Source organism: Olivibacter sp. XZL3, from assembly GCF_004368405.1.
Classification (GTDB): Bacteria; Bacteroidota; Bacteroidia; order Sphingobacteriales; family Sphingobacteriaceae; genus Olivibacter.
In genome coordinates this window covers 128,390-149,868 of the sequence record NZ_SBJH01000042.1, presented here as the reverse complement: position 1 = coordinate 149,868, position 21,479 = coordinate 128,390, and the positions used below count along the sequence as shown (strand labels likewise).

Annotated in this window: 19 protein-coding genes; 18 read left to right on the top strand and 1 reads right to left on the bottom strand. The window is 42.6% G+C overall.

Annotated elements, in window-relative coordinates:
- Positions 1 to 28 precede the first annotated feature (28 nt).
- The 5 genes from EPX21_RS10025 to EPX21_RS10005 all read left to right on the top strand — a co-directional run bounded on the left by EPX21_RS10025 (position 29) and on the right by EPX21_RS10005 (position 4,289).
- Entirely contained in the window at positions 29 to 1,441 is a 1,413-nt protein-coding gene (locus tag EPX21_RS10025) for a bifunctional UDP-3-O-[3-hydroxymyristoyl] N-acetylglucosamine deacetylase/3-hydroxyacyl-ACP dehydratase (protein WP_134089561.1), read from the top strand.
- Position 1,442: 1 nt separating this feature from the next.
- On the top strand, positions 1,443 to 2,237 hold the full coding sequence (gene lpxA / locus EPX21_RS10020; protein WP_013664831.1) for an acyl-ACP--UDP-N-acetylglucosamine O-acyltransferase: 795 nt from the start codon (positions 1,443 to 1,445) through the stop codon (positions 2,235 to 2,237).
- Between the two features lie 56 nt (positions 2,238 to 2,293).
- On the top strand, positions 2,294 to 2,914 hold the full coding sequence (locus EPX21_RS10015; RefSeq protein ID WP_134089560.1) for an ATP-binding cassette domain-containing protein: 621 nt from the start codon (positions 2,294 to 2,296) through the stop codon (positions 2,912 to 2,914).
- 147 nt (positions 2,915 to 3,061) lie between these two features.
- Positions 3,062 to 3,622, top strand: coding sequence for an elongation factor P (efp, locus tag EPX21_RS10010; protein ID WP_134089559.1), 561 nt, complete (start codon positions 3,062 to 3,064; stop codon positions 3,620 to 3,622).
- Positions 3,623 to 3,701: 79 nt separating this feature from the next.
- Positions 3,702 to 4,289: a 5-formyltetrahydrofolate cyclo-ligase gene (locus tag EPX21_RS10005; RefSeq protein ID WP_134089558.1), complete on the top strand. Its 588-nt coding sequence runs from the start codon at positions 3,702 to 3,704 to the stop codon at positions 4,287 to 4,289.
- On the opposite strand, the gene EPX21_RS10000 is transcribed toward EPX21_RS10005, so the two are convergent.
- Positions 4,286 to 5,080, bottom strand: a complete 795-nt coding sequence (locus tag EPX21_RS10000; RefSeq protein WP_134089557.1) for a S1/P1 nuclease — start codon at positions 5,078 to 5,080, stop codon at positions 4,286 to 4,288. The genes EPX21_RS10005 and EPX21_RS10000 overlap by 4 nt on opposite strands.
- A 109-nt stretch (positions 5,081 to 5,189) precedes the next feature.
- Between EPX21_RS10000 and EPX21_RS09995 the strand changes: the two genes are divergently transcribed.
- The 13 genes from EPX21_RS09995 (at position 5,190) to EPX21_RS09935 (ending at position 21,461) form a co-directional block, all read left to right on the top strand.
- Positions 5,190 to 6,170 carry a deoxyhypusine synthase family protein gene (locus EPX21_RS09995; protein ID WP_134089556.1) on the top strand — a complete coding sequence of 327 codons (981 nt, stop codon included), beginning with the start codon at positions 5,190 to 5,192 and terminating at the stop codon, positions 6,168 to 6,170.
- A 478-nt stretch (positions 6,171 to 6,648) separates the two neighbouring features.
- A complete protein-coding gene (locus EPX21_RS09990) occupies positions 6,649 to 7,920 on the top strand; it encodes a cytochrome c3 family protein (RefSeq protein ID WP_134089555.1) in 1,272 nt (423 codons plus the stop codon).
- A 38-nt stretch (positions 7,921 to 7,958) separates the two neighbouring features.
- Positions 7,959 to 10,982 (top strand): TAT-variant-translocated molybdopterin oxidoreductase, encoded by a 3,024-nt coding sequence (locus tag EPX21_RS09985; RefSeq protein ID WP_134089554.1) that lies wholly within the window; start codon positions 7,959 to 7,961, stop codon positions 10,980 to 10,982.
- Between the two features lie 30 nt (positions 10,983 to 11,012).
- Positions 11,013 to 12,491 (top strand): NrfD/PsrC family molybdoenzyme membrane anchor subunit, encoded by a 1,479-nt coding sequence (gene nrfD / locus EPX21_RS09980; RefSeq protein ID WP_134089553.1) that lies wholly within the window; start codon positions 11,013 to 11,015, stop codon positions 12,489 to 12,491.
- 4 nt (positions 12,492 to 12,495) lie between these two features.
- Positions 12,496 to 13,032, top strand: a complete 537-nt coding sequence (locus EPX21_RS09975) for a DUF3341 domain-containing protein (RefSeq protein WP_134089552.1) — start codon at positions 12,496 to 12,498, stop codon at positions 13,030 to 13,032.
- Positions 13,004 to 13,609 (top strand): cytochrome c, encoded by a 606-nt coding sequence (locus EPX21_RS09970; RefSeq protein ID WP_134089551.1) that lies wholly within the window; start codon positions 13,004 to 13,006, stop codon positions 13,607 to 13,609. The genes EPX21_RS09975 and EPX21_RS09970 overlap by 29 nt, the downstream gene beginning before the upstream one ends.
- Positions 13,610 to 13,633: 24 nt before the next feature.
- Positions 13,634 to 14,857 carry a quinol:cytochrome C oxidoreductase gene (locus EPX21_RS09965; RefSeq protein ID WP_134089550.1) on the top strand — a complete coding sequence of 408 codons (1,224 nt, stop codon included), beginning with the start codon at positions 13,634 to 13,636 and terminating at the stop codon, positions 14,855 to 14,857.
- Between the two features lie 51 nt (positions 14,858 to 14,908).
- On the top strand, positions 14,909 to 16,258 hold the full coding sequence (locus tag EPX21_RS09960) for a cytochrome c oxidase subunit II (protein ID WP_206106044.1): 1,350 nt from the start codon (positions 14,909 to 14,911) through the stop codon (positions 16,256 to 16,258).
- A gap of 21 nt (positions 16,259 to 16,279) precedes the next feature.
- Positions 16,280 to 18,163, top strand: a complete 1,884-nt coding sequence (locus EPX21_RS09955) for a cbb3-type cytochrome c oxidase subunit I (RefSeq protein WP_206106043.1) — start codon at positions 16,280 to 16,282, stop codon at positions 18,161 to 18,163.
- Positions 18,164 to 18,235: 72 nt separating this feature from the next.
- Positions 18,236 to 19,297 carry a heme A synthase gene (locus tag EPX21_RS09950; protein ID WP_134089548.1) on the top strand — a complete coding sequence of 354 codons (1,062 nt, stop codon included), beginning with the start codon at positions 18,236 to 18,238 and terminating at the stop codon, positions 19,295 to 19,297.
- Positions 19,298 to 19,307: 10 nt separating this feature from the next.
- Positions 19,308 to 20,177, top strand: coding sequence for a heme o synthase (gene cyoE, locus EPX21_RS09945; RefSeq protein WP_134089547.1), 870 nt, complete (start codon positions 19,308 to 19,310; stop codon positions 20,175 to 20,177).
- A 2-nt stretch (positions 20,178 to 20,179) separates the two neighbouring features.
- Complete coding sequence (locus EPX21_RS09940; RefSeq protein ID WP_134089546.1) at positions 20,180 to 20,761, top strand: cytochrome c oxidase subunit 3; 582 nt, start codon at positions 20,180 to 20,182, stop codon at positions 20,759 to 20,761.
- A gap of 10 nt (positions 20,762 to 20,771) precedes the next feature.
- Positions 20,772 to 21,461, top strand: a complete 690-nt coding sequence (locus EPX21_RS09935) for a cytochrome c oxidase subunit 3 (protein WP_134089545.1) — start codon at positions 20,772 to 20,774, stop codon at positions 21,459 to 21,461.
- Positions 21,462 to 21,479: the final 18 nt, after the last annotated feature.

Sequence of the window (21,479 nt, the reverse complement as noted above, 5' to 3'; positions counted from 1 at the left end):
CATGCTGGTCGCAAAATTATAGGAAGAAATGAACGTCAAACAGAGAACACTTAATTCAGAAATCACCATTTCGGGAGTTGGGCTTCACACCGGTAAGCACGCTACTTTAGTTTTTAAGCCGGCACCGGTAAATCATGGATATAAATTTAAACGCGTCGATTTAGAAGGTCAGCCTATCGTAGATGCGGATGTAGATAACGTTTCAGACACCTCAAGGGGAACAACTATTACGCAAAATGGCGCGAGTGTTAGCACGGTAGAACACTTGTTGGCTTCCTTGGTAGGGATGGAGATTGATAATGTATTGGTAGAAATTGATGGCCCTGAAGTGCCGATTATGGACGGAAGCGCGCTGGTTTATGTAGAAGCCATCGAAAAAGCCGGATACAAAGATCAAGAAGCGGATAGAGAATATTACGAAATACCTCACAACATACACTACACGGAGGCAGATAGAAGGGTCGAGATGGTAGCAATGCCATTGGACGGATACCGCTTCACTTGTATGATCGATTATAACTCTCCGGTATTAGGCAGTCAGCATTCCGCAATTACAAGCATCAGCGAATTTAAAAAGGAAATCGCCTCGTCGCGCACCTTTTGCTTTTTACATGAATTGGAAATGTTACTGGAGCATAATTTGATAAAGGGGGGCGATTTAAACAATGCGATCGTTGTAGTTGATAAGGATGTAAACAAAGAAGAGCTGAAACATTTAGCAAAGCTTTTTAATCGCGAGGATATTGACGTGGCAAGGGAGGGCATATTAAACAATATTAAGCTCCGCCATCAGAATGAGCCTGCTCGTCATAAGCTACTGGACATGATTGGTGATCTCGCTTTAGTAGGTCGGCCATTGAAAGGCCATATTATGGCGGCCAGGCCCGGGCACGCGGCGAACGTCGCTTTTGCGAAAAAGATCAAAGCCCAGATAAACCGAGAAAAGAACAAAAAATATGTCAAGGTCTACGATCCAAATATGACGCCGGTATACGACACCGCGCAGATAATGAAGATCTTACCACATAGGCAGCCCATGCTGATGGTTGATAAGATTCTTGAACTCACAAAAACGCATGTGGTCGGTTTGAAGAACGTAACCATGAACGAAGATATATTCATGGGGCACTTTCCAAACGAGCCGCTGTTTCCCGGTGTACTGCAGATCGAAGCGATGGCTCAAACCGGCGGGATACTGGTGTTAAATACGGTGCCCGATCCCGAAAATTATATAACGTTATTTTTGAAAATTGAGAACGCCCGGTTTAAAGCACAGGTAAAACCGGGAGATACGATTATTTTCCACTGTAGTTTATTGCAACCGATTCGCCGCGGGATCGCTCAAATGAAGGGAGTTGGTATGGTAGGAGAAAAAATAGTGGTAGAAGCTGAGTTGATGGCGCAGATAGTTAAGGTAAAAGAAGAAATTAAAGAGCAATAAGATGATCCAACCGTTGGCATATATACATCCGCAGGCCAAAATCGCGGAAAATGTGGTGATTGAGCCCTTTGTTACTATTCATAAAAATGTGGAAATAGGTGAAGGTACATGGATAGGTTCAAACGTGGTTATCATGGATGGCGCCCGTATTGGGAAAAATTGCCGGATTTTTCCCGGTGCCGTAATCAGTGGTATTCCACAGGATCTGAAGTTTGCCGGAGAAGAAACTACCGCAGAAATCGGTGATAACACAACCATCCGGGAGTGCGTAACCATCAATAGAGGAACAAAGGACCGATGGCGTACGGTGGTTGGAAACAATTGCTTAATACAAGCATACAGCCATATCGCCCACGACTGTTTTGTAGGTAATAACTGCATTTTTTCGAATAGCAGTACTCTGGCCGGGCATATTACCGTTGGTGATTATGTGGTGTTAGCCGGAATGGTTGCTGTACATCAATTTTGTCATATCGGTTCGCACGCGTTTGTGGCGGGAGGGTCTTTGGTCCGCAAAGACGTCCCTCCGTTCGTAAAGGCCGCGCGCGAACCGCTTTCCTATGTGGGGATTAACTCTGTCGGATTAAGAAGGCGCGGTTTTTCGTCCGAACAGATCAACGAAATTCAGGATATCTATCGAACGATGTTCGTAAAGAACAATAACCTAACGAAAGCGCTCGATATTATCGAAACAGAGTGTCAGCCTACGGAAATACGAGACGAAATATTGGATTTTGTCCGTAGTTCCAACAGAGGGATTATGAAGGGGTTTGGCCAAGGGAAAGTAGCGCTTTAGCGCGCTATCATTATATTGAGAGCAATTTGTATAAGCTATTTGTAAGGGATTACTAATTGGATATCTTACTCGAAAATATTGGCAGACGGTTTAATAGGGAGTGGATTTTTAAAGCTATTAATTACCGCTTTTTACAAGGGAATAGCTATGCTGTTTTAGGGCCAAACGGATCCGGCAAATCCACCTTACTACAAGTGCTGCTCGGCAGTCTCAGTTCATCTGAAGGAAAGTTAAGCTATTGGTCGGAAAAGGGAGAAGTAGATGTTAACGACTTTTTCTTGTCGACTTCTTTAGCAGCGCCTTATCAAGAGTTGATAGAGGATTTCACATTGCGTGAGCTGATTGATTTCCATTTTTCTTTTAAGCGGATGGAAGACGGGATGAATACCCGATTGCTAATTGAATTATTAGAACTCGAACGTGCTGCCGACAAAGAGTTGCGTTATTTTTCATCTGGAATGCGGCAACGCACTAAGTTGGCTTTGGCCTGCTGCGCGCAAACTCCTACGCTGTTTTTAGATGAACCGACGACGAACCTGGATGTCAATGGAGTTACTTGGTATCTCAATTTGATTGAACGTTTTGCCAAGAACAAGCTGTTGATTATTGGTTCTAATCAGGAACATGAATATAGCTTTTGTCAGCATCGGATTCAGATTGAGCACTATAAGAGCTAGGGTAACCAAGGGGTGGTTTTGCTCCGTATTAGGCTTATATAAAAGAAGGTTTTTAGACGAAATCTACTAGGCGACTTAATTTTTGGGAATACAAATTTTAAGGTTACCTTTGCACCACCAAATGTTTTCACATAATAACTTATAGATATGGCTAAAGCTTCTGAGGTCAAAACGGGCAATATATTACGGTTTAACGGCGAACTTGTATCTGTTGATGAATACATCCATAGAACTCCGGGGAACTTACGCGCTTTTTATCAGGCGAAGATGCGTAATGTTAAAACAGGTAAATTAGTGGAATATCGTTTCCGTACCGACGAAGAGGTAGAGATCGCGCGTGTCGAGACAAACGATTATCAATATCTGTATGATGAAGGCGATTTTTTCGTTGTAATGGATAATGTGTCCTTCGAACAGTATAATATCCCTAAATCGCTTTTCGGCGACTCGGCACGGTTCTTGAAAGAAGGAATGAATGTGTTAGTGGCTTTTGAAAGTGATGAGCCGATCATGGCGCAAACGCCCACTACAGTGGAGTTAGAGATTACGTATACCGAACCGGCAGTGAAAGGCGATACATCTACCAATGCACTGAAAAATGCTACCGTAGAGACCGGGGTAGAAATTCGGGTTCCTTTGTTCATCAATCAGGGAGATAAAGTAAAAGTTGATACCAGAACAGGGAATTATATAGAACGGGTAAAGTAATTGATTAAGTTTTTAGGTTTAGGTTGATTAGGCGGTCTTGGAGAATTCTTCTCTAAGGCCGTTTTTTATATTTGGGTTAATGTATACGAAGCAGGCAAGTAGATTACGATTTAAATTTTTGCGTGATCAATTATCGGATACCGCATATGATGCACTTAATGCCAGTTTGCTAATGCGTTTTGCTACCTTATCATTCAGCAACCTTGCTTACCTGCATACTTTTTTACCCATCTTTTCCAAGAAGGAGCCCAACACCTTTCTCTTAATTGAACACATAAAGACCCATTGGCCTGATGTAAAAATTGTTGTGCCGAAAAGCGATTTGACGACGAATCTAATGACGCACCACGTCTTAGGTGAGCAAGCCTTAGTCCGAAATAAATGGGACATCATGGAACCTGCCGGCCCGGAACAGGAAGTGCCTGTAGAGCTAATCGATGCGGTACTATTGCCTCTGCTAAGTTTTGATATGGAAGGCAATAGAGTAGGCTACGGTAAAGGCTACTACGATCGCTTTTTGAGCGCATGTCGACCCGGCGTTCGGAAGATTGGACTTTCGCTGTTTGACCCCGTCGATAAAATTGTTGATAGCGAACCGCACGATATTCCTTTGGATACCTGTGTAACGCCCGAAAAAATCTGGGTGTTTTCTGAAGCTAATTGCTAGCCGAACAGGTTGTTCAGTATCTTAGCCAATCGGATCCCTCCTTTTAAAAGCTGCTGATTCAGGGTGTTGATGTGGTCGAAGTTGTAACGGTAGCTTAGCTTTTCCTCTGGCTGAACGCCGCCGTATAACGATTCACTTATTTGATAAGATTCATACATCCACTTCTCTAGCGGAGTGCCTTGCCATTCAGCTTGCTGCTTTGGGGTCGTGAAATTAATCGCTTTGGTATATTCGGTGAAACTCAGTTGTTGGAAGTCTATAAGTTGTTCATCCCATATTCTATGCAGATTGGTAGGCGTATTGAACCAGTATAGTTTAATCTTGTTTCCACCTAAGTCTTCAAAGCGGCCCGTGTGCATGGGTTGGTGAATGTCGCCAACAAGGTGTATAACAAGTCGCAAATACATAATTTGAGTTGCTTTATCTAATGATTGGCGATTTTTAAGCTGGTCGAACAACATCATTAACTTACTATAAGCGTTCGCTGTAGTGTCTTGATGTAGTTGTGATTTCAGTTGTTCAAACGTTAAGCCGCTGTTAAAGTTCACGTAATGCCAACTGTTGAGATAAGCATACGAAGGGTCGGATTTTATAAAGTCAGGCCAATTAGCGGCCATCGCCAAAGATTCATTTCCCAGAATTTGCTGGATATTTCTTTTTGCCCGTTTCGTTAGGCGTTGGTCGGCTATCTCCGCTACCACGCGGTGACCGGTAAGTCCCCATGCGAAAGCGGAGTTGCTTAAAAAAATAAATAAAGCGGTTAGCAGGTTGAAAGCGGTAATCTTTTTCATGATGCAAAGTTAGTTAATTTCAAGTCGCATGGAAGGCCTTTATATCTTTTCGCTTTAAAGCTTAGCGCTTTATAGCTATCTTTGCGTCTTTAACCAAAATATTAGCATAATGAGTGTTGAACGAGGCCCAATATCGCAATTTATAGAAAAAAATTACCTGCATTTTAATGCTGCATCGCTGATGGATGCGGCTAAAGGTTACGAGGCGCATTTAGATGCCGGAGGAAAAATGATGATCACCTTGGCGGGTGCAATGAGCACTGCCGAGCTTGGGATTTCGCTCGCCGAAATGATCAGACAAGACAAAGTTTCGATCATCAGTTGTACGGGTGCAAACCTCGAAGAGGACATCATGAATCTGGTGGCGCATTCTCATTACAAAAGAGTGCCACATTACCGCGATTTAAGTCCGCAAGATGAGTGGGATCTGTTGGAGAATCATTATAACCGGGTAACCGATACCTGTATACCGGAAGAGGAAGCTTTTAGGCGACTACAGCAACATATATATAAAATATGGAAAGATGCAGAACTTGCGGGCGAACGCTATTTTCCACATGAGTATATGTATAAAATGCTCAAGAGTGGTGTCTTGGAACAATACTACGAGATTGATCCAAAAAATTCATGGATGTTGGCAGCGGCAGAAAAGAACCTGCCGATCGTGGTGCCAGGCTGGGAGGACAGTACAATGGGTAATATCTTTGCCTCCTATGTTATCAAAGGTGAGCTGAAGGCCAGTACGATGAAGAGCGGAATCGAATATATGGCTTACTTAGCCGATTGGTATGTGAAGAATTCGGAAGGAAAAGGTATTGGTTTTTTCCAGATTGGAGGAGGAATAGCAGGGGATTTCCCTATTTGCGTCGTTCCCATGCTTTATCAAGATATGGAGATGGAGAACATTCCGTTTTGGAGCTATTTCTGTCAGATATCGGATTCCACCACCTCCTACGGATCCTATTCCGGTGCGGTGCCCAATGAAAAAATTACTTGGGGAAAACTCGATATAGACACCCCTAAATTTATTGTGGAGTCGGACGCAACGATTGTTGCTCCATTGATTTTCGCGTGGATATTAAAGCAATAATAATCGAGGCTGTTTAAAAAGTATCAGTTCGTCGCCATCTCGTTCTCGGAGAGTCGGGAAGAGACCCATGTCCAGACCTCATTACACCGGTTTGGTATGATGCTACGAAGATGAGATTTTTGAATAGCCTTTTCACTTTTTGGGGCTTTATTAAGAAGACTTAACCGTCAGCTTTTGCAGGTGCAAAGCGTGGCGCGAAGCTTATAAATAGAGTAGCAATATTTTTCTAATATTTCAAATTTCCGCCCCATGGTTTTTTTTGCAAATTTTTCACAGGGATACAAAAAGGCGCTTAGGAAAGTAAATAAGGCAGATTTGAAACAATTTAGAATCGTTATAAATTGATAATTAAAGTCACGAAATTGTCAGTGATATCTTAATTAGTTATACTTTTGTGCACAGGTTTTAAAGAGGTATGCCCAGTGCATCTTTGGATCTGTTAGGTTACATTCATATAAAATAGTATAAAGCTCTCAATATGAGAAACATCTCGTTACTTTTTAGAAGTGTTGTAAAGTCCTTGATCTTAGTTTCAGTACTAAGTATGGCAGCTGTGTCTGCCCGTGCGCAGGACGTTAAAGAAGGGGCGTCTCTGTTTAAGCAGAAATGTACCTCGTGTCACGCTATTGACAAGGATCTCGTGGGTCCTGCTTTGAAGGACATAAGCAAAAGACATGAGGAGGAATGGTTGATTAAGTGGATCAGAAATTCGCAAGCTTTAGTTGCTGCGGGAGATGAACAAGCAGTTGCGCTCTTCGAGGGACACAACAGAGTGGTTATGACTCCGTTTCCTGATTTGTCTGATGACAATATCAAGAACATATTGGCCTATATCGACGATGCTTCAAGTGCTCCGGCTGCTGGTAGTAATCAAGCTGAAGGCGGTAATGCTGCGGCCCAAAGTGATGATGTAAGCAACTTTATGTTGTTCGGGCTGATCGCAGTAATCGTGATCGCGTTCATTGTTATTGTCGTTCTAAATCGCGTTATCAGAACTTTGGAGCGAATCATTCTGAACAAGAAGGTGCTGATTGAGGAGGAAGAAGAGGAAGAGGAAAAAGGCAAAGATTACTTAGGAACTATTAAAAGATTAGCAAAGAATAAGAAATTGGTTTTCTTCTTTGTGTTAGGCTTGGTAGTTTTCTTGGGATCTGCGGGTTGGAAAACATTGTGGAATGTTGGTGTGCACCAAGGGTATAAACCGGTACAGCCGATTAAGTTCTCTCACCAGCTGCACGCTGGCGTCAACCAGATCGAGTGTCAATATTGCCATTCCGGTGCGTTTAAGTCTAAAAATGCTTCTATTCCTTCAGCCAACGTCTGTATGAACTGTCATAAATACGTTACGGCAAGCGAAAAGTATAATGGAGAAACTTCACCGGAAATCCAGAAAATATATAATGCTTTGGATTGGGACGGACAGCAATATGGACCTAATCAGCGTCCTATCCAGTGGGTGAGAATTCACAACTTGCCTGACTTCGCTTACTTCAACCACTCGCAACACGTTTCTGTTGCCGGAATTGAGTGTCAGCGTTGCCACGGTCCTATTGAAACAATGGAGGAAGTTTACCAATATTCGCCATTAACCATGAAGTGGTGTGTCAATTGTCACCGTGAAACAGAAGTTAACCACAAAGACAATGCTTACTATGACCAATTAATCGCTGCTCACGAAAAATTGAAAGAGGGCGATAAAATTACGGCTGCTTCGCTTGGTGGCTTAGAATGTGGTAAATGTCATTATTAATAAATTGAGAATACGCATCTTTAATATATATAGCTTAAATGGATAGCAACAAGAAATATTGGAAAGGCCTAGAAGAACTGGAACAAACGCCTGCTTTTGTAAAAGACAGCAAAGGTGAGTTCGCAGAACCCCTTCCTATAGAGAACGTATTAACCGAAGCCGGGTTAAGTACAAAGACTCCTCGTCGCGACTTTTTGAAAGCGTTAGGTTTTGGAGTAGGTGCCGTTTCACTGGCTGCCTGCCAAAGTACACCGGTGCATAAATCTATACCTTACTTAATAAAGCCTGAAGAAATAACTCCAGGTGTTCCGAATTACTATGCTTCTAGTTACAACGGACAAAGTATTTTGGTTAAAACAAGAGAAGGTAGACCTATATTAATTGAGCCTAATCCAAAGTCGATTGGTGTAAACCGGGGTACTGACGCAGCAACCCAGGCATCTGTATTAGACCTTTATGATATGTCCAAGTTAAAAGGACCCAAAATTAAAGGTAAAGAAGCAGATTGGGAAACCGTCGATGCGCAGGTGAAAGCTGCATTAAGTGCAGCTAATAGCGCCGGTAAGCAGATACGAATCGTCTCGTCAAGCGTTAACAGTCCTTCTACGCTGTCGGTAATAGCCGGCTTTGTTGCGAAATATCCTACTGCCAAATTGGTAGAGGTTGATGCGGTCTCCTATGCCGGTATCATAAAGGCAAATGAAGCAAGTTTTGGTAAAGCAGCTATTCCTCATTATCGCTTCGATAAAGCAGACGTGATCGTGAGTGTAGGTGCCGATTTCTTGGGAACTTGGTTAGCAGGGGAAGAACATACACAGCAATATGCTGACAATAGAGGATACAAATCCTTAGAGAATAAAAGAATGTCTCGCCATATACAGTTCGAAAGCGGATTGAGTATGACGGGAGCCAATGCCGATGCGCGCGTAGCCGTGAAGCCGTCTGAAGAAGCGGCTGTATTGATTTCCCTGTATAACGCCGTGACGGGCGCTTCCCTTTCTGGTGGTCTTACAGGTAATGAAAAGGCACAGAAAGTAGTCGGCTTAGTGTCAAAGGAACTACTAAATGCGAAAGGCAGATCCGTTGTGGTTGCCGGAAGTAATGATGTTGCGCTGCAAACGCTTACTAACGCTATTAATGCAGCGCTGAACAACTACGGAAGCACAATTGATTTAGACAATGTGTCGTATCAGTATAAAGGAAATGATTCGGATTTCACCACTTTCTTAAATGAGGCCGCAGCGGGCCAAGTGGATGTGGCTTTCTTCTTGAATGTAAATCCGGCTTACGATTATTTTGATCGCGAAAAGGTTAAGGGAGCCCTAACTAAGATTAAGCTTAAAGTTTCTTTCGCCGACCGCGAGGATGAGACGGCTGAATTGGCTGATGTACTGGCACCGAATCATAACTTTTTAGAGTCTTGGGGCGACAGCAGTATTAGAGAAGGATACTACACCGTTGTTCAGCCTACAATAAATCCGGTTTTCAACACGCGTCAGGCGGAACAAAGTTTACTTGTCTGGTCGGATAGTGAGGTCGCCTACCACGATTTTGTGAAAGAGAACTGGGAAAAAACGATCCTCGCAGGCACCAATAGAACTTGGACAGATGTATTGCAAACTGGATTTGAATATAAAGGTGATAAGCCTGCACAAGCATACGCTTTCGCTGGCGATATCAACGCTGCTGCTGCGGCCGCTGTAAATGGCGCAAAAGCATTGGCGAAAGATGTAGAAGTGCAGCTTTACCAGAGCGTGGCCTTAAGAGATGGTAAACAAGGGAATAACGCCTATTTACATGAATTACCCGATCCGGTTTCAAAGGTTACTTGGGACAACTATGTAGCCATTGCTCCTAAATTTGCTGAAAGTCTTGGACTTGGCGAAAATAGCGTGGTAAAAGTTACTGCTGAGAATGGATATGAGGTGGAGTTACCTGTGTTATTGCAGCCAGGTCAGGCACAAGGTACCATATCGATCGCCGTTGGATACGGAAGAACAAAGGCTGGTAAAGCCGGAAACGAGGTCGGACAGAATGCTTATCCTTTTGCGAAGTTAGTAAACGGTACACTTCAATTCAATACAACCGCGAAAGTTGAAAAAGTTTCTAAGACTTATGAGTTAGCGCAAACGCAAACACATCATACCATCGAAGGCCGTAATGTGATTCGGGAGACAACTTTTAAAGATTACGTGAAAGACCCGGCACATGGTAGTGGTAATCATGGGCAAAAGCATAGGACCTACGACTTGTGGGATAAATTTGAAGCTCCAGGGCATAAGTGGGTAATGGCTATCGATTTGAATGCTTGTACTGGATGCGGTGCCTGTGTCGTAGCTTGTAATGTAGAAAACAATGTTCCGGTAGTAGGGCGTGACGAGGTCCGCCGTCGTCGTGAAATGCATTGGTTGAGAATCGATCGCTATTACAGCTTTGAACATGACGGGGAGCAAGTAACGGAAGAAAAGGAAATAGACAGGTTAAGCAGGGAAGATGCTAATATGGATAACGTTTCAGTGGTGTTCCAGCCGATGTTATGTCAGCATTGTGACCACGCTCCTTGTGAAACGGTGTGTCCGGTATTAGCAACTGTCCATTCTTCAGAAGGTTTGAACCACATGGCTTATAACAGGTGCTTCGGTACACGTTATTGTGCAAACAACTGTCCATATAAAGTACGTCGTTTTAACTGGTTTAACTACTGGAACGATTCGCGCTTTGATAACTACCTGAACAATGAGTTTACCCAATTAGTATTGAATCCTGATGTTACATCGCGTTCACGTGGGGTAATGGAGAAATGTTCAATGTGCGTGCAACGTATTCAAGGTGGTAAATTGAAAGCAAAATTAGAGAAACGCAAATTGAGAGATGGAGATGTAAATACGGCGTGTGCAGCGGCATGTTCTGCCAATGCAATTATCTTCGGTGATATTAATGATCCTAATTCTGAGGTATCAAAAGCATTGAGAAACGAACGTGTTTACTATGTATTGGAAGAAATTAACGTACAACCTAACATTGGTTACATGACTAAGGTTAGAAATACTTTTGAAGCTTAATCGGTTTAATTGATCTGAAAAAATAAGAATATGTCATCGCATAATGAATCAATACTTAGAGAACCATTAGTTACCGGTAAGAATATTACTTACGCAAAGGTAACAAATGACATTCTCGTGCCTGTAGAGAATAAACCAAATGCGGCTTGGTGGATAGGCTTCACGGTGGCCGCGTTGGGCGCACTGCTGTGGGTTTTTAGTGTAAGTTATACATTTTGGACGGGTATCGGAGCGTGGGGCCTTAACAAGACTGTCGGATGGGCTTGGGATATTACCGACTTCGTATGGTGGGTAGGTATCGGTCACGCCGGAACGTTGATTTCCGCCGTATTATTGCTTTTCCGTCAAAACTGGCGTAATTCCATTAACCGCTCGGCAGAGGCGATGACGATTTTCGCCGTAATTTGTGCTGCCACTTACGTCGTTGCACACATGGGCCGTCCTTGGTTGGCCTACTGGATTTTCCCGTTGCCGAATCAATTCGGATCCCTGTGGGTGAATTTCAACTCCCCACTGGTATGGGACGCCTTTGCGATTTCTACTTATTTCACTGTATCCTTAGTTTTCTGGTATACCGGACTACTTCCGGACATAGCAACGGTGCGCGACCGTGCAACTGGATTGAGAAGAAGGGTTTATTCTATCCTCTCTTTTGGATGGACGGGCAACGTAAAGACTTGGCAGCGATTCGAAATCGTATCACTGATTTTGGCAGGTATTTCAACACCACTGGTACTTTCGGTGCACACAATCGTATCAATGGACTTTGCCACCTCGGTAATCCCTGGATGGCATACAACCATTTTCCCACCTTATTTCGTGGCAGGTGCGATTTTCTCCGGATTCGCCATGGTGCAAACATTGTTGTTGATTACCCGTAAAGTGTTAAACTTTGAGAATTACATAACCATGTTCCACATCGAGTCGATGAATAAGATTATCATGGTTACGGGATCCATCGTGGGGGTTGCTTACCTTACGGAATTGTTTATCGCTTGGTACTCTGGCTCGGAATACGAAATGTACGCTTTTGCTAATCGGGTGGCAGGACCTTATTGGTGGGCATATTGGTCGATGATGACGTGCAACGTGATTTCTCCCCAGTTATTCTGGTTCAAGAAAATACGGACGAGCATTCCAATTTCATGGGTATTATCCATCGTTGTAAATATCGGGATGTGGTTCGAGCGTTTCGTGATTATCGTAACATCTTTACATCGCGACTATATTCCTTCAAGTTGGGCGATGTTTTACCCAACATGGACGGATGTTGGAATCTTTGTTGGATCGATCGGTCTATTCTTTACATTGTTCTTGCTGTTCCTTCGTGTACTTCCGGGTATAGCGATCGCAGAGGTTAAGTTGTTATTACACTCCGCTAGTCACCAACAAAAGCTTAAGCTTGTTAAGGAAGGTCACTTGAAGCCGGAACAAGTCGAATTCTATAAGGAATCGCTGGATAAATACGATAGTGTTAGCGAAGAAGAAATTAAAGAATTAGCAAAATAAAAAGATGAGCGACACAAAATATATTTTAGGACATTTTGAACATCCAGATGATCTTATGGATGGAATAGATCGGTTGCAAAAGAGTAACATTTCTATTTATGATGTGTATACGCCAATGCCGATTCACGGTATTGAGGCTAAATTAGGTGTTCCGCCATCTCGTTTGCCTATTGTAGCCTTCTTATGTGGTATTACTGGAACTATATCAGGCATTAGCTTATTATATTACACGCTGCACAAGGATTGGCCTATGATCATTGGTGGTAAACCTACCTTGCCGATGCCCGACTTTGTTCCTGTGACCTTTGAGCTGACTATCCTGTTTTGTGCTTTGGGTATGGTGGCCGCTTTCTACTTTAGAAGTCACCTTTTTCCAGGAAGGGCACCACGGGTGATGGATTTGCGCGCAACAGACGACCGTTTTGTCATTGCGATTGACGCTAAATCAAACACTGATCACGAAAAAATTGACAGTTTATTAAAAGACGCAGGTGCGGTAGAAGTACTGTACAATGAAAGGAAATATGTTAGCTATGAATAAGACTAGACTGTTTGGAACCGCATGTTTTGCAATAGCGTTCGCGGCGGTAGTGTCTTCTTGTGGAGATAAAACAACGCGTAGCACAGGATGGGAATTCTCACGAAACATGTACGATCCAATAGGATATAATCCAGACCAACCGAATAAAAATTTCGTCAATGGGCAAACAGCGCAAGTGCCGCCAGAAGGGACAACGCCTATCGGTTTTGAACGTTTTGATTACCCTAATACATTAGAAGGTTACGAGGCTGCAAGTACCAATGTACACAATCCGTTGGAACGAACTGAAAAGAACCTTGTAGAAGGGGCTCATTTGTATCAGGCTTTTTGTTCGCCTTGCCACGGTCCGGAAGGACACGGCGATGGTACCATCGTAAATATGGAGAAATTTCCGCCGCCACCATCTTATGCTACCGGCAACTCTTCCCGTGGAGGATTGATGAAAGACTTAACAGATGGTAAAATTTATCATACCATTACTTACGGTCTTAACTTAATGGGATCTCACGCCTCTCAGTTATCACCTGAGGAACGGTGGAAAGTGGTGATGTATGTTCATGAATTGCAAAAAAAGTAGTAGTATATAATATTTAGATATCAAATGGGAACTCATAGTCACACTACATATAATTTTGACGAGCGCTTTGAATTCGCGGGAAAGGCGAAGACTTGGAGCTTGGCGGCAATAATAATTGGTGTTATTGCGATTGTTGCAGGTTTTTTTGTGGATGGTAGTCATCGCATGTTCGCCAACCTATTATTAATGGGATATTATTTCACCTGTGTGTGTGCAGCAGGTGCTTGCTTCTTAGCTATTCAATTTGTAGCGCAAGCAGGTTGGTCGGCGGGTTTTTTACGTATTCCGCAAGCCTTTGCAGGCGTTTTGCCGATCGCATCTATCATATTGATTATTATTACAGCTGCAGGGTTATTCACGCATAATCTATATCATCACTGGCACGCCGATGGCATAACGGATCCGAATAGCCCGCACTACGATGCTTTAGTCGCAGGAAAATCGGCCTTCCTAAATGTACCCGGCTTTTTTGCGCGGCAGATTATCTTTTTAGGCTGTTACAGCATTTTCGGAGCGGCGCTCGCTAAATTTTCATACAAAGAAGATTTAGAGGGAAGCTTAAACTCCTATAAAAAGAGCTTTAAGTTTTCTGCGATATTCTTAGTGATTTTCGGATTTACAACGCCAATCTGGTCTTTTGACACGGTTATGTCCTTAGAGGCTCACTGGTTTTCCACCATGTTTGGTTGGTATAACTTTGCCGCGATGTGGGTTAGCGGTCTCTGTGCCATTACACTAACGGTTATCCTGCTGAAACGCGCGGGTTACCTATCTTGGGTGAACGAGAATCACTTGCACGACTTAGGCAAATTTATATTTGGTTTTTCTATTTTTTGGACTTATGTATGGTTCGCGCAGTTCATGTTGATATGGTATGCGAACATTCCTGAAGAGACTGTATATTTCTATAAAAGATGGGAACCTGAATATAAACCTTGGTTTTGGTTGTCAATTATCATTAACTTTGTTGCTCCGGTGCTTATTTTGATGGATCGTGATGCTAAAAGAAAAGAAAATATTATGATTTTTGTATGTATTCTGCTTTTAGCGGGGCATTGGCTAGATTATTATATTATGATCATGCCAGGAACTGTTGAAGATCATAGGGGGTTCGGCTTGAGTGAGATAGGATCTATTTTAGGTTTCGCTGGATTGTTCACTTTCCTTATGCTGAGCAAATTAAGTAAACAATCTCTCGCTCCAAAGAATCATCCTTTTTTGGAAGAAAGTCTTCATCACCAGATTTAGTTCCTTTGATAAGAACTGTAAATTGAAATACGAATAACCGTTAATATTGAAATGAGATATAGAAAGTACATCAATTTTAGAACAATCTTCAGCTTAGTAATAGCGACCATGTTATTACTACACGGTTCAGCTTTCGCTCAGGCGGGAGATAGTACTGCTACCGAGAACGATACCACTGTATCAAGTTCTGAGCTGCAAGCCGAAGCGGAGTCAGCTGGTACAACTGCTGCTGATACAACGGGTAATGCTGTAGCCGCTGCAACGCCTGAAGGTACGAGCGCAACTAGTAATGCGGTTCAAGCAGCACAAGAAGAAGAGAAGTCAATAGATCCTCAGGTATACAAGAATTTCTTTTATTATGTACTGTTATTCTTCTTAGTGTGTATTATCGTAGGAATTGTAGGCAAAATTATTCAAGTTTATGAATTAACCCGCGAGATGCAAGGCCGGGCTAAGCGGGTGAATTGGAATAAATTCCATGGAACGCTTTTCCTGATCAGTCTGTTTGTCGGTTTGTACGGCGCTTATTGGTCATATGCACATCACGGTAGCTTAGCTTGGCATGAGTCTGCTTCGGAACACGGAGAGCGGATTGATAGCATGTTTATTACTACTACAGTAATTACCACTATCGTGTTCGTGTTAACACATATTTTACTATTCGGGTTCTCTTTTGTATATAAGAGCACTGGAAAACGTAAAGCTTATTTTTATCCACATAACAACTTGATTGAAAAGATTTGGACGATCGTTCCTGCTATCGTCTTAACGGTCTTGGTATTGTTTGGATTTTTTACATGGAGAAGTATAACCAACGTGCCGGATGACGTTGCAAAGGATGCGTTACAGGTTGAAATTACCGGTGAGCAGTTTGCTTGGACTGTGCGCTATGGTGGAAAGGATAATAAGATTGGGAAAAGAAGCATTAAGTTGACAACGCCTTTGAACGGCTTGGGAATCGACTATAATGATAAGAGTGCTTGGGATGATATAATGGGATCTGATATAGTGTTGCCGGTTGGCAAACCAGTCAGATTTACCATTAACTCTAAAGATATCTTACACAGTTTTTATATGCCCGATTTTAGAGTTCAAATGAACGCCGTACCGGGGATGGCAACCCATTTTCAAATGACTCCTCGCTATACTACAGCTGAAATGCGGGAAAAATTGAACAACCCGGAGTTTGATTACGTAATGCTTTGCGCCAAGATATGTGGACAAGGGCATTATAATATGCAGAAAACGGTGCGCATTGTATCGGAAGCAGAATACAAAGAATGGCTTGCAACGCAGAGCTATTTCTTTAGCGATGATGTGAAGAAAGAATTTAAGGCTTCGCAATCGGCTAATAAAGGTGAGCAGGAGGAAGATAATAAACAATTGGCGTTAAATTATTAAATATATAGAGGTTAAGAGCTTATGTCAAGTATAGCAATTCCACACGCAGGCGATCATGGCCATGATGCTCACGAGCATCATCATGAAACGTTTCTGACTAAATATATCTTTAGTCAGGATCATAAAATGATTGCCAAGCAGTTTTTAATTACGGGTATTATCATGGCGTTCTTTGCTATGTTTCTATCCATCTTATTTAGGATTCAGTTAGCCTGGCCAGAAAAGGATTTTCCGATATTGGAAGTTTTCCTGGGAAAGTGGGCTGAAGGGGGTAGAATAAGACCCGATTTTTTCCTTTCATTGGTTACCATCCATGGGACGATCATGGTGTTCTTTGTGTTAACGGCTGGATTAAGTGGTACCTTTAGTAATTTACTTATTCCATTACAGCTTGGCGCACGCGACATGGCTTCTCCTTTTATGAATATGTTATCGTACTGGTTGTTTTTTTCAGCTTGTGTGGTAATGATTTCTTCTTTCTTTGTGGAAAGCGGACCAGCAAGTGCCGGATGGACGATTTATCCTCCGTTATCGGCATTACCTCAGGCAATCCCCGGCTCTGGAACAGGGATGACACTGTGGTTGGCCAGTATGGTCTTATTTATCGCCTCTCAGGTGATGGGCGGTATTAATTACATCAGTACCGTATTAAATATGCGTACGAAAGGAATGAGCCTTTGGAGAATGCCTTTAACTATATGGGCGGTATTCTTAACAGCCATTGTAGGTTTATTATCATTTCCGGTTTTGGTTTCTGCCGTGGTGCTACTGATTTTTGATAGAAGCATGGGAACCAGCTTTTATCTGTCTGATATTATCATTGGTGGGCAGATTTTACCGAATGAAGGAGGTAGTCCGATTTTATTCCAACACCTTTTCTGGTTCTTAGGCCACCCCGAAGTGTACATCGTGTTGATGCCGGCCTTAGGATTGACATCAGAGGTAATTGCTACCAATTCACGGAAACCAATATTTGGATACCATGCGATGGTGTACTCATTGATCGGAATCACGGTATTGTCGTTTATCGTATGGGGACACCATATGTTTGTTACGGGTATGAACCCTTTCTTAGGGGGCGTATTTATGATCACTACCTTGATCATCGCCGTGCCGTCTGCCGTTAAGACCTTCAACTATTTAGCAACGCTGTGGAGAGGTAATATTAAATTTACCCCGGCGATGTTATTTGCTATCGGATTGGTGTCTTTCTTTATCTCAGGTGGATTAACAGGTATCTTTTTGGGTAACTCAGCATTAGATATTAACTTACACGACACCTATTTTGTAGTAGCTCACTTCCACTTGGTGATGGGGTCGGCTTCCATCTGTGGAATGCTTTGCGGCGTTTACCACTGGTATCCGAAGATGTTTGGAAGAATGATGAACGATAAGTTGGGATATCTCCACTTCTGGATGACATTTATCGGTGCCTATTTGGTGTTCTTCCCAATGCACTTTATGGGAATTGATGGCGTGCCTCGTCGGTACTATTCATTTACTAACTTCCCCTTTATGCAGGAATGGTTAACGGTAAATGTATTCGTAACTTGGGCGGCTATCATCGCTGGCTTAGGACAAGTGGCTTTCTTGTTTAACTTCTTCTATTCAATCTGGTTCGGGAAGAAAGCAACGCAGAACCCATGGAAATCCAATACCTTGGAGTGGACAACGCCGGTGGAGCATCTACATGGAAATTGGCCAGGCGAAATTCCAACAGTTTACCGCTGGCCTTACGATTACAGCAAGCCTGGGCATGAGGACGATTTCATTCCTCAGACGGTCCCTTTCTCTGAAACGATGAGCTCTAATTTGCCTCACGATTTCGAAGGGGATGCGGTAGCGGAACAAATTCAACGCGAGTGGGATAAAGAACACGGCGTAGAAAGAGAATTACATCATTAATTGATTCGATAAAGTACTTGGGGTATCTGCCTAGGCTTTGAAAGCTAATCAGGTGCCCCATTTTTATGCTAAATGAGTGTTTATTTACCTGGCGAGAGGAGATTTGTAGTAATCAATAAGATTACTATTCTTTCACTCTTTTTGCTTATCCTGGCCGGAGGGATCGTGAGAAGTACCGGATCAGGAATGGGATGTCCCGATTGGCCAAAATGCTTTGACCAATATGTGCCACCCACAGATGAGTCTCAATTACCTCAAGGGTATGAGCAAAAGTACATTGACAATCGGGCAAAGAAAAACGAACGTTTCGCAAAAACCTTGGACCTGTTTGGTTTCGGTAAGCTGGCAGATGAATTGAGAAACGATAAGAGTGTGCTTCAGCATGAGGAGTTTAACGCTGCGAAGACCTGGACGGAGTATATCAACAGGTTGGTTGGTGCTATAACCGGACTTTTCCTTCTACTATGTGCGGTCTTTTCGCTCGCATTCTTGAAGAGTAAGAAGCGGATATTTTATTTTAGTGTACTCAATCTTTTTGTAGTATTACTGCAAGCATGGCTTGGTTCTATTGTTGTATCTACCAACCTGCTAGCTTGGGTAATTACGGTCCATATGCTATTGGCATTGGTGATATTGGGAATAAGTATTTATACGTATTTTCAGGCGAAGGTTTTAAGAGATAGCAGCTTGTTGATTAATAGGGGAAATAGGTCTGCAAAATTGCTTGCACTCGTTGTGCTGCTACTGATCGTAGTTCAGGTGACGTTGGGTACAACCGTTCGGGAGGAAATAGATGTGATCGCTTCTTCGACCTCGGATCGGGCTCAATGGATCGGCCAACTGAGTAATTATTTTAATTATCACAGGGATATCGCCATTGGTGTTTTGGCCCTGTGCTTGGTGATGTTCTTTTTGGTGCGTACACGGTACGCGCATAGAAGTATACAAAGCAAGATTGTTAATCTAGTCGTTATACTGGTGATTTTACAACTTGCTACAGGCTTCGTACTCTCTTATCTCGGAGTTCCGGCTTATGCGCAAACGGTGCATTTAATGCTAGCCAGTCTGTTATTCGGTGCGCAATACTATCTTATGCTCTTACTGGGAAAGACGAGCGAGTATATAGGTCAGTAAATTGATTAAAGTGAAGGATTTTATAAGTGATTTAAAGCAATTAATAAAAGTTCGACTCTCTTTTACAGTCGTCTTTTCTGCATCAGTTGCTTTTCTTGTTGGAAGTAGGGCTCAGGGAGATATAAATTGGCTTAATTGGGCAATTCTGACTATTGGGGGATTGTTGGTGACGGGTTCGGCTAACGGGTTTAACGAAATTATTGAGCGCGACTTGGACAAGCTGATGAAGAGGACGGCGGATAGGCCATTGCCTGCAGGTAGGATGACTTCCGGACAAGCCTTGGTGTTGAGTTTACTCATGGGCTTGGTCGGCACCTTGTTATTGGTCAGGTTAAACTTTCTGACCGGGGTGTTATCGGTATTCTCTATTTTACTGTATGCCTTCTTTTATACACCGCTGAAGCAAAAGTCGCCAATTGCCGTGTTTGTAGGCGCTTTCCCTGGTGCATTACCGCCGCTTATTGGTTATTTTGCGGCGTATAAGCAGCCCTTCATTGACGAAATACCGTTGATATTATTCGGTATTCAGTTTGTATGGCAGTTTCCTCACTTTTGGAGTATCGCTTGGGTGCTTGATGAGGATTATAAACGTGCGGGTTTCCGGCTGTTGCCAACAACGAAGAAGGATAGCATCAGCGCCTTTATGGTCTTTTTATCCGCAGCTTTAGTGATTCCTGTGTCGCTCTTGCCTACCTGGTACGGGTTCGCAGGATACACATTGGCAGGAGTGTCGCTCTTGAGCGGATTGTTATTTACTTATTTTGCATTGCAGCTGTTTTTGAAGAAAGATTTGGCTTCAGCAAAGAAAGTGATGTTTACTTCTTTTTTCATATTGCCGTTGATGCAATTAGTGTTGTTGTTTGATTTTATTAAGATATGATAATGGTTCAACGAGCAGATAATAATAATTATCTAACGTCTTTGAAGGCGAAGAAATTTTCTTTATATGTTTTTTTAGTAGTGTCATTCATGCTCTTTGCGGCCTGGTCTAGCGGATTTATTGTTTATTCCGCAGGGGGAGAAGATAAAGGCTTGAAAACATTGCTGCCTACTACGTTTATATACAGTACCGTTAGCATTTTGCTAAGTAGCGTCTGTATGCATTTGGCTTATGCAGCATCGAAAGTGGGCAATATAGCGAAACAGCGGCTCTGGCTAGGGATCACTATTTTGCTGGGTGGCTTGTTCTTTTTCCTGCAATACAGTGCTTGGATGGAACTAGCCAGAAACGGGGTGATGTTTATTAATAACAATGCCTCACAGTCCTTTATTTACGTGTTTGTTTGGGCACATCAGGCCCATATTTTTGCGGGTATCATTGTACTGTTGAATGCTTTTTTTAAAGCAAGCAATGGAAACCCTTTGATTAAGAATCGGTTTAGAATGGAACTTGCTACTATTTTCTGGCATTTTCTGGATATTCTATGGATTTATATATATGTTTTCTTACTTTTGAATCAATAAAACTAATTAAATGAGTACTACTGTATCGCAATTAGATCAAGTGAAATCTGGACCATGGAATGGTGGTAGATCTCCTTTTGCCATGGAGTATGGCAAAATTATGATGTGGTTTTTTCTAGTGTCAGATGCCTTTACATTCTCCGCCTTTTTGATTTATTATGGTGCACAGCGTTTTGCCCAAGTAACATGGCCTAATCCAGATGATGTTTTTCAGTCCATTCCCGGAATTGCTGATCACGGTTACCCTTTGGTGTTTGTAGGCATCATGACCTTTATACTTATCATGAGTTCCGTTACAATGGTATTGGCAGTTGAAGCAGGGCACCGCAATTCGAAAAAAGAGGTGGTGGGATGGATGGTTGCTACCATTATTGGCGGTTTGATGTTTTTGGGCTGTCAGGCTTTAGAGTGGTCTCACTTACATCATGAAGGATATTGGTGGGGAACCATACCAACACATTACGAAGGGATCGATAAACTTGGAGCACAACAATTTGCCAATCTGTTTTTTACGATTACCGGCTTTCACGGATTCCACGTTACCACAGGAGTAATCATTAACATTATCATTCTTTTCATGACCATGGCAAACGTGTTCGAGAAAAGAGGCACGTACTTAATGATTGAGAAAGTTGGGCTATATTGGCACTTCGTTGACTTGGTTTGGGTATTCGTATTCACCTTTTTCTATTTGGTTTAATTTTTATCTTTGACGATA

Excerpts from the sequence above, each read along its gene's own strand:
- EPX21_RS10005 (WP_134089558.1), top strand. The coding sequence starts at position 3,702 with ATGTATACGAAGCAGGCAAGTAGATTACGATTTAAATTTTTGCGTGAT.
- nrfD (WP_134089553.1), top strand. The coding sequence starts at position 11,013 with ATGTCATCGCATAATGAATCAATACTTAGAGAACCATTAGTTACCGGT.
- EPX21_RS09960 (WP_206106044.1), top strand. The coding sequence starts at position 14,909 with ATGAGATATAGAAAGTACATCAATTTTAGAACAATCTTCAGCTTAGTA.
- EPX21_RS09995 (WP_134089556.1), top strand. The coding sequence starts at position 5,190 with ATGAGTGTTGAACGAGGCCCAATATCGCAATTTATAGAAAAAAATTAC.
- EPX21_RS09935 (WP_134089545.1), top strand. The coding sequence starts at position 20,772 with ATGAGTACTACTGTATCGCAATTAGATCAAGTGAAATCTGGACCATGG.
- EPX21_RS09950 (WP_134089548.1), top strand. The coding sequence starts at position 18,236 with ATGAGTGTTTATTTACCTGGCGAGAGGAGATTTGTAGTAATCAATAAG.
- EPX21_RS09985 (WP_134089554.1), top strand. The coding sequence starts at position 7,959 with ATGGATAGCAACAAGAAATATTGGAAAGGCCTAGAAGAACTGGAACAA.
- EPX21_RS09990 (WP_134089555.1), top strand. The coding sequence starts at position 6,649 with ATGAGAAACATCTCGTTACTTTTTAGAAGTGTTGTAAAGTCCTTGATC.
- EPX21_RS10025 (WP_134089561.1), top strand. The coding sequence starts at position 29 with ATGAACGTCAAACAGAGAACACTTAATTCAGAAATCACCATTTCGGGA.
- EPX21_RS09955 (WP_206106043.1), top strand. The coding sequence starts at position 16,280 with ATGTCAAGTATAGCAATTCCACACGCAGGCGATCATGGCCATGATGCT.
- EPX21_RS09940 (WP_134089546.1), top strand. The coding sequence starts at position 20,180 with ATGGTTCAACGAGCAGATAATAATAATTATCTAACGTCTTTGAAGGCG.
- EPX21_RS10000 (WP_134089557.1), bottom strand. The coding sequence starts at position 5,080 with ATGAAAAAGATTACCGCTTTCAACCTGCTAACCGCTTTATTTATTTTT.
- EPX21_RS09965 (WP_134089550.1), top strand. The coding sequence starts at position 13,634 with ATGGGAACTCATAGTCACACTACATATAATTTTGACGAGCGCTTTGAA.
- EPX21_RS09975 (WP_134089552.1), top strand. The coding sequence starts at position 12,496 with ATGAGCGACACAAAATATATTTTAGGACATTTTGAACATCCAGATGAT.
- lpxA (WP_013664831.1), top strand. The coding sequence starts at position 1,443 with ATGATCCAACCGTTGGCATATATACATCCGCAGGCCAAAATCGCGGAA.
- EPX21_RS09970 (WP_134089551.1), top strand. The coding sequence starts at position 13,004 with ATGAAAGGAAATATGTTAGCTATGAATAAGACTAGACTGTTTGGAACC.
- efp (WP_134089559.1), top strand. The coding sequence starts at position 3,062 with ATGGCTAAAGCTTCTGAGGTCAAAACGGGCAATATATTACGGTTTAAC.